A 7,589-nucleotide genomic window follows, 5' to 3' on the forward strand; every position below is an offset into this window, starting at 1 on the left:
GTGTGATGGAACTGCTTTCAGCAACACATATCGCAAGCACTTTGGGACTTCCGCCGCTCATGTCGAGAACATCGATTCGCATTCCATTTTTTATGCCTAACCAAAATCCTGGTTCTTCACCAAAAGGTGCCCTTGGCTTTTTCAAAACATGCCATATTTCCTTCTCCAAGGAGAAATCAGCCAATCCATGATTTTCATGCCGGTTGACACTCCGCACTCCTAAAGGTGTAGGATTCTTGGATCATTCGCGTCCTCATCCGTTTCTCGGTAAAACGAGAAAAACCCTGCTTCTCAAGCACACGTTATGGTGATGGACCAAAATCCTAAGAATATGAATGACTCTTACCATTGGGCTTGCCTGCATAATGGAGAATCATAGAGGCCGAGCCGAGAGAAACAAGCGCCCCGTCATTCATCGGGACGCCTACGGCCGGCGAAGCAAACGGGACAACGAGGCAAGCAGGCGCTCTTGAAACGCAGCCCGTTCTTTCTCCACCTTGTCTGGCCACTCTTGCAGCGCCTGAAGCCACGGCTCTACGTACGGAGAGAAAGACGGCGGATATACGCGGGCAAGATCGTCCAGCTTGCCGTTGCGATCGGTCGCGGCGACGATATACATGCCCGGCAACAGATGCGGCTCTGCCCGCTTCGGAATGTCCCATGTCACCGTTCGGTTATGGGCAAGCCAATCCAGCACCGCCTTCCCCTGTTCCACACGCTTGACGCGGAAAAACGAGAAACCGACGGAAAGGGAAATAGGCAAACCAAACAAACGAGCAAGCTGCCAAGCCATCAGTTCCTCATCCCCCTTTCCGTTCTCGCCCCTCCATTCATCCAGCAAAGCAAAGCAATGTTCCAATTCGCTTCTGACCTCTTCCAGCACGGCACCAATAACAGTTCGATGATTCGTTCCATAACGGCGGTCCAGCCAATCGGCCCACTCAAGCAACATATCGAGCGCTCGGCTCACCACTTCCCATGAAAACGAACTCCATCTTGACGGGATTTGATCGACGATGCATTGTTTCCAGTCTTCTTCTCCTACGTCCTCCCACGATGAAAACGTCCGCCCGGTCATATATTCACACACGAGCAAAACCACGGCCCAACACGCCTCTTTGGCCTCTTTTTCTCCGCTCACGATGACTTCGTTATAAAACGCCAATGCGTCATCGGTAAAATACATCCCTTCCCATTCCGCGCGGATCAACAATGTCTCGGTTCTTTCCGGCCCCATCCATTTCATTTTCCATAAGTCCGAAAGACGATGTGATGAGCTAAACGGAGATGGGGGCAATCCATAACGGGAGCGAATGGGATTCACTCCGATGAGCACCGGCAAATTGGCTCGTTCTTGCATGTTAAACAAATGGAATTCATACTCTTTCAGCCACTCATCCACTTCCTGCACACGCCCCTCGCGCGCCATTTCGTGAGGGGTTTTTCCATTCCATTTCTCAAGCGGGGTGTGAAGGGCTTTTTCCATTTGAACATCCAATCCGGCCATCGTTGCCACCCAAGGGGGAGAGTCTGGGTCTGAATCAATATGAAGCGAAACGTTTTCGATCCCTTTTCGGCGCAAAACGGCTTCTGTCCCCCGTTTTCGTTCTTTTGGGGAATACCCAAACGCCTGCAGCAGCGACACGAGCTGTTCGGCCGTCCCTTCCTCCTCGGTAGACAACACGAGACGCGACCGATGAGCGGATAATGACCCGCCTAATTCAAACACATGAATCGGCTTGGGGGAAATCACTCCGACATAATGGTACACATTGGTGCACCATGAACCTTCCACTTTCTCCCCATCGTCATGATCAATGTGAGCGCGTCCGATCGAAGCAAGCTTCCTCATCGCCTCAGCGGCTTCCTGGCATTCGTATTCATACGTCCATCGCGTGCGCTCCTCTTGCACATCGTCCGCCCTCGGAGGATAGCCTGCATCAACGATATCGAGAAAATGTTCAACGGCTACCTTTTCATACGGCCAATCGGTTTGCGTCAACAAGACGCGAATGTTCTCTTCCGCCCGTTCCACGCCCTTCGGATCCACAATCGATGATACACCGCAAACGTAATAGCCGCCGTCAAAGGGCTCCAAAAAGGCAAACATGCCGCCCCAAGGGCGCACAACCTCCAATGTCTCGCAATACGGCATGAGAAGTTTCTCGCCCGTCAACCGGTCGACCGCCACTCCTCCTTCATCATGCAAATCGACAAATTGCACAAGGCGCGGCACAAGTCGAACCCAGCGGTCCAACATTTCCTTGAGCTCCGGAGACAGACGACGCCCTTTTTCCTGTTGAAACCATTCAACGCCGCGCAATCCATTCGGATAACGATGGAGGAAAAAACGCCAAAGCGTCTCAAACACCTTCAACTCTTCACGATGATCCTTTTGTTCGATCATTCGGCGAAATGTACGGTTGACCGCTTCGCGTTCATCATAAGACAGCGATTCATCCAAAAACCGCTGCACCATTTGCGACAGCTCATATTTTTGGTCAAAAAAGCGGCGCTGCCGCACCCGCTTGATTTCACGCTCCTGCTGTTTGTTCATGCAGCACTTCTTATACTTTTTCCCGCTTCCGCACGGGCATAACGCGTTCCGCGGCGTTTCCGCCATATTCGATGCACCTGCTTTCTTTTCCATTTGGGCTTTTCCTACCTACTATTATACCATCATCAATAGACGGTCAACCATCATCGGCTTTCTTTCTATCAAGACGCGCGCACGTCCAAAAGCTCGCGATGTCCTTTCATGCCCGCTCGAGAACAGACGCGTTTTATCACATAGCCCCTCTTTTTTCGACACGCTATCACATGCTATAATTAGATGATAAGGAATGGAACGGAAAGGACGGACCGACATGTTGCAAACAACCGTTTCCAAGCCGCTTTTGAAGCAGGCGGCTGGGGAATTGCTGAAAGAATTGCCGTTTCCTATTTTCCACAATCTCATTCAAAAAGGGCGCGACTTATCAAGAAACGGGTTGGTCTATAACGTCATGGTGATCAACAGCCACGAAGTGGAAGGGGTCGTTTCCGACATCACCCCCCATGATGTCATGCTTGATTTGGCCAACATCACCCGCCGCCATCGCTGCCCATGCGGGACGGACGGGCTATGTCCGCATATTTTGGCGCTGTTTTTTTACGTATACGGCAATGTGTTCGACAGCGGTGAGCTGTTTCGCCTTTGGAAAAAAGGGCAAATCGAAGCGTTGTGGAAAGAGACAACCGCTCCCCATGAACGGGAGCCGCTCGCTCAAAAAAGGGTGGGGAAACCGACCGCCCTTTCCATCACTCAAAATGAAACCGTCGAAGATTGGCGGGACCAATTTGAGAAACAGTATCAAGACTTTTTCTCGCGCCATCAAAACGGCCAAAACTGGCCGTACCGTTTGGCCTTCCAACTCCTCCCGAAGCTGGGCAAAAACGAAGGGAAGCAAGCCGGCGCCCGTCCGCTGCGGGAGCTTCATGCCGCTCTATTTTTATTGGAGAAGCTTCGGCAGTACGGGGAGGCGCAAGGTTGGAATGAAGGCGGATTCGCCTCTTACGGACAGTTTTCCTGGCAGCAGGACGTCAACTATGTCGCCGACCGTGCCTTTGACGCCCTGGAGCAATTCTCTGCCAAATCACCGCCGCGGTCGCTCAACGCGTTGATTGAACAGACGATTCCGTATGTTCGTGATGTATTGTTTTTGGACGGGTTGCTATCGTCATTCGGCTATGACTTTTACACAACCGCGTGGGAGTTGTTGTTCACCAAGCCAGCATGGCGGCAGGAAGAACGAATGGAATTGCTTCGGCTCGCCAATGAATACGGCAAGTCCCGCGCCGCCATGGCGGCGGCCCATCTTTCCTTTTTGCTTGGCGAAGATGACGAAGCCATGGCTCTGTACCGCGCGTTTCCCCATCAGGCAGGCTTGTTTTTGATTGAATGGATCGGGCGATTCATCACCAACGGCCTCGTCAAGCGGTTTGAATCCGTTTGGGAAAAAGCGAAGGACGATTGGCCGCTTTATCTTTCCCACATGTCCGACCTCGCCCGGGGAAGTTTTTTGGACGAAGCGGTTCATTTGTTTGAAATGTATGCCCGCCAACGAAACCGACCGGATGCATGGGAAGATTTTTTGCAACGCAGTCTTCCATACAGCGTCAACTATTATACCAACTTTTTGTATCGGCAAGGGCGATACCGAGAAGTCGTTGACCTGTTTTTATGGGCGAACATCACCGCCGATGAATTGCATCCACAGCTGCTTAAAACATTGCAAGCGCGCAATCCAGAACTCGTGATGCCGTTATATCATCGGGCCGTGATGAGGCGGCTGGAAGAAAAAAACCGGGCGAGCTACCAAAGGGCGGTCCGCCATTTGAAAACGCTGCGGACCCACTACCGTTCGATGAAGCGGCTCGACCAATGGGAAGCCTATCTCGAGCAACTGCTCGCCAAAACGGCGCGCATGCGCGCGTTTCATGAAGAATTGAAGAAAGGAAAATTGCTCTCATGAACGTGTTGCAGACGATTCGGCTTTCGTGCAAGTGGGACGAAGAAGATCAATGCTTCGAACTCTCAAGCTCCACGCCTGTCTCGTCATGGGCGTCGACTTTGTTCGCTTGGCACGAAGAGACGTTTTACGGCACCTTGCTCGATATCGACCATGACGGTGAAAACGGGATCGTGCGGCTGTCGCCATGGCAGGCGCTCACACTGTTCGCTTTGCGTCCGCACTCGCGCTTTTCCGCCATTGAATGGGCAGACGAGTTCACCGCCCGATTGGAAGAGTGGGCGAAGCACATTTGGAACGGTTTGCGCGAACGCCGCTTCCTTCCAGATGCTTCCTTGTGGAAAAGCACAGGCGGCGCATGGAGCGAAGCAGGACGCACCCGCTGGCGCGGCGCGGATGACGATCCCGATCCGTTCGTCGCCACATGGCGGTCGCTTGCGGTCGCCGACTGGCTCTCACGCGACCCGGAACTTCGCGGCATTTGGGGCGAAATCGTTCGCACTTATCCATTGATCGCCTCCCCCAGCGGCCAATGGACCGGAACGGAAGACGACTGGCTCGAACAAATCGGATGGCTCGGCGACCGGCCGCCGTTTGTCGTCGGACTGCGCCTTGTCGAGCCGTCCGAGGAAGGCGACGTATGGACGCTTGAAGCGGTGCTAATCGCCGTCGACGACAGCGTCATCGCACCCGCAAGCGACATTCCGCGCGCTTGGCGCCCATATGAATCATCGGTCTCCCGGGCCATCCGCCGCATTCATGTGATCGTGCCGTGGCTTGGCAGTGAAAATGAGTCTTTGCTTCATGAACTGTCCGACGAACAAGCGTGGCGCTTTTTGTCCGAAGACAGCTTAAAGCTGACGGAAGCGGGCGTGCGCCTGCTGCTTCCCGACTGGTGGCACGATATCCGCCAGGCGCAGCTGTCGATCAAAGCGAAGCTGTCGCCTTCCGTCAACGCGGAATCATTATTCGGCCTTGAGCGCCTCGCGGACTTTGACTGGAGGGTGGCGACCAACGGGATTGAGCTGACAGAAGAGGAGTTTGCCGCTTTGGCGGAACAAAAGCGGCGCCTCATCCGCCTGCGCGGCCAATGGCTCATTCTCGATCCCGCCCTTGTCCGCCGCGCACAGGCGCTCATGGAAAAGGCGAAAAAAGAAGGCGTGCCGATCCACGACATCGTGGCGCAAACGCTGCTTTCGGAAGCAGAGGAGCGCGAAGAGGCAGCGGACGAATCGATCCCGATCCACATTGACGTCCACGACCAATTCCGGGCGTTTATCCGCCAGCTCCAGCAGCTTGATGGATTGCCGAAAGCGAATGTGCCGCCGTCTTTTCACGGCACGCTCCGCCCGTATCAGCAGCGCGGCGTCGACTGGCTCGTCTTTTTGCGCCGATTCGGCTTTGGCGCCTGCTTGGCCGATGACATGGGGCTTGGCAAAACGGTGCAACTGCTCGCCTATTTGACCTATGTAAAAGAAATGGAGCGGCCGGACACGCCGGCCTTGCTCATCTGCCCGACCAGCGTGATCGGCAACTGGCAAAAGGAATGCGCCCGCTTCACCCCAGACTTGCGCGTCTACGTGCACCATGGACCGAACCGGGCGAAAAACGATGCGTTCGTGCAAACGGCAGGCGAGGCCGATCTCGTCATTACGTCTTACAACCTTGCTCATTTGGACCAAGACGATTTAAAACAGATGCACTGGCACGTCATTTGCTTGGATGAAGCGCAAAACATTAAAAACGCGCAAACGAAACAAGCGCGCGCCATCCGCCGCTTGAGCGGAAAACATAAAATCGCCTTATCCGGCACGCCGGTTGAAAACCGTCTCGGCGAACTTTGGAGCATCTTCCACTTCCTCAACCCCGGCTATCTCGGCAGCCGTGCGGAGTTTGAGCGGCGCTTTGCCGGGCCGATTGAAAAAGAAGGAGATGCCCATAAAAAAGCGGCGCTGCAGACGCTCATCCGCCCATTTCTCTTGCGGCGGACGAAAACGGATGAAGCGGTTGCGCTCAACTTGCCGGATAAGCTTGAACAAAAAGAATATTGCCCGCTCACGGCCGAACAGGCTGCCTTGTACGAGCAGCTCGTCAACGACACACTCGAACGGGCAAAGGAAGCCAGTCCGTTTGCGCGGCGCGGCTTGATTTTGCAAATGCTAAACGGTGTTAAGCAAATTTGCGACCATCCGGCGCTGTATTTGAAAGAACGCCGACCCCGCCAGCTCGTCGAACGGTCGCACAAACTCGAAAAGCTCATCGAACTGATCGAGCAAATTCGCGCCAACGACGAATCGTGCCTCATCTTCACGCAATATGTGCGAATGGGCGAGATGATCCAAGAACTGCTTTCCGACTTGTTTGATGAGCGGGTGTTGTTTTTGCACGGAGGCGTCCCAAAACAAACGCGCGACCGGATGGTGGATGAGTTCCAAGCGAAAAAAGCGCCGATTTTCCTTTTATCGCTCAAAGCGGGCGGCACCGGGCTCAACTTAACAGCGGCCAACCACGTCATCCATTTCGACCGATGGTGGAACCCGGCCGTCGAGAACCAGGCGACCGACCGCGCCTACCGCATCGGGCAAACGAAATTCGTCCACGTCCATAAGCTGATCACAACCGGGACGATTGAAGAAAAAATTGACGAGATGCTCGAACAAAAGCAAGCGCTCGCTGATGTGATCACCGAAGGCGAGGCGTGGATCACCGAACTGTCCGATGACGAACTGCGAGACTTGCTCGCCTTATCGGCCGCGGCGAAAGGAGGCGCTTAAGCATGGCGGGAGAAAAGCCAAAGCGCAAGAAAAAAACGGCGGAAAACCCGTGGGAAAAGCTGCTGAAGCGAATGGAGGAGAAAGTGAAAGAGCGGGAAAAGCGGCAAAAGCAACCGTAAAGGAGCATCACGCGGGCGATGAACGTCGCCCCGATCCCGTTGGACACAGAAAAGATCCATGAGCAACCTTTGCCCTTCACCTGGGCATGAAAATGCCCCATCAAGACGTGATATTATCCCTCTAGTGTAGACAGTTGGGAAAATGCCCATACTGTCAGTAAAAACACTGGAGGGATTTGTTTATG

3 protein-coding genes are annotated in these 7,589 nt (G+C 54.0%); 2 read left to right on the top strand and 1 reads right to left on the bottom strand.

Features of this window, described 5'->3' with window-relative positions:
- Positions 1–424: 424 nt before the first annotated feature.
- The gene (locus ABS784_RS13525) at positions 425–2,650 is read right to left on the bottom strand and encodes an SEC-C domain-containing protein (RefSeq protein ID WP_025039103.1); all 2,226 of its coding nucleotides are present in this window, start codon (positions 2,648–2,650) and stop codon (positions 425–427) included.
- 217 nt (positions 2,651–2,867) lie between these two features.
- Between ABS784_RS13525 and ABS784_RS13530 the strand changes: the two genes are divergently transcribed.
- Together ABS784_RS13530 and ABS784_RS13535 are read left to right on the top strand one after the other, a co-directional pair.
- Positions 2,868–4,514: an SWIM zinc finger family protein gene (locus ABS784_RS13530; RefSeq protein ID WP_352512827.1), complete on the top strand. Its 1,647-nt coding sequence runs from the start codon at positions 2,868–2,870 to the stop codon at positions 4,512–4,514.
- Positions 4,511–7,285, top strand: coding sequence for a DEAD/DEAH box helicase (locus ABS784_RS13535; RefSeq protein WP_352512829.1), 2,775 nt, complete (start codon positions 4,511–4,513; stop codon positions 7,283–7,285). Before ABS784_RS13530 ends, ABS784_RS13535 begins: the two co-directional genes overlap by 4 nt.
- The last annotated feature ends 304 nt before the right edge of the window (positions 7,286–7,589 follow it).

This window comes from Geobacillus sp. G4, from assembly GCF_040327975.1.
In the GTDB taxonomy this organism is placed as follows: Bacteria; Bacillota; Bacilli; order Bacillales; family Anoxybacillaceae; genus Geobacillus; species Geobacillus thermoleovorans.

Coding starts and splice junctions, on each gene's coding strand:
- ABS784_RS13525 (WP_025039103.1), bottom strand. CDS start 2,650: ATGGAAAAGAAAGCAGGTGCATCGAATATGGCGGAAACGCCGCGGAAC.
- ABS784_RS13530 (WP_352512827.1), top strand. CDS start 2,868: ATGTTGCAAACAACCGTTTCCAAGCCGCTTTTGAAGCAGGCGGCTGGG.
- ABS784_RS13535 (WP_352512829.1), top strand. CDS start 4,511: ATGAACGTGTTGCAGACGATTCGGCTTTCGTGCAAGTGGGACGAAGAA.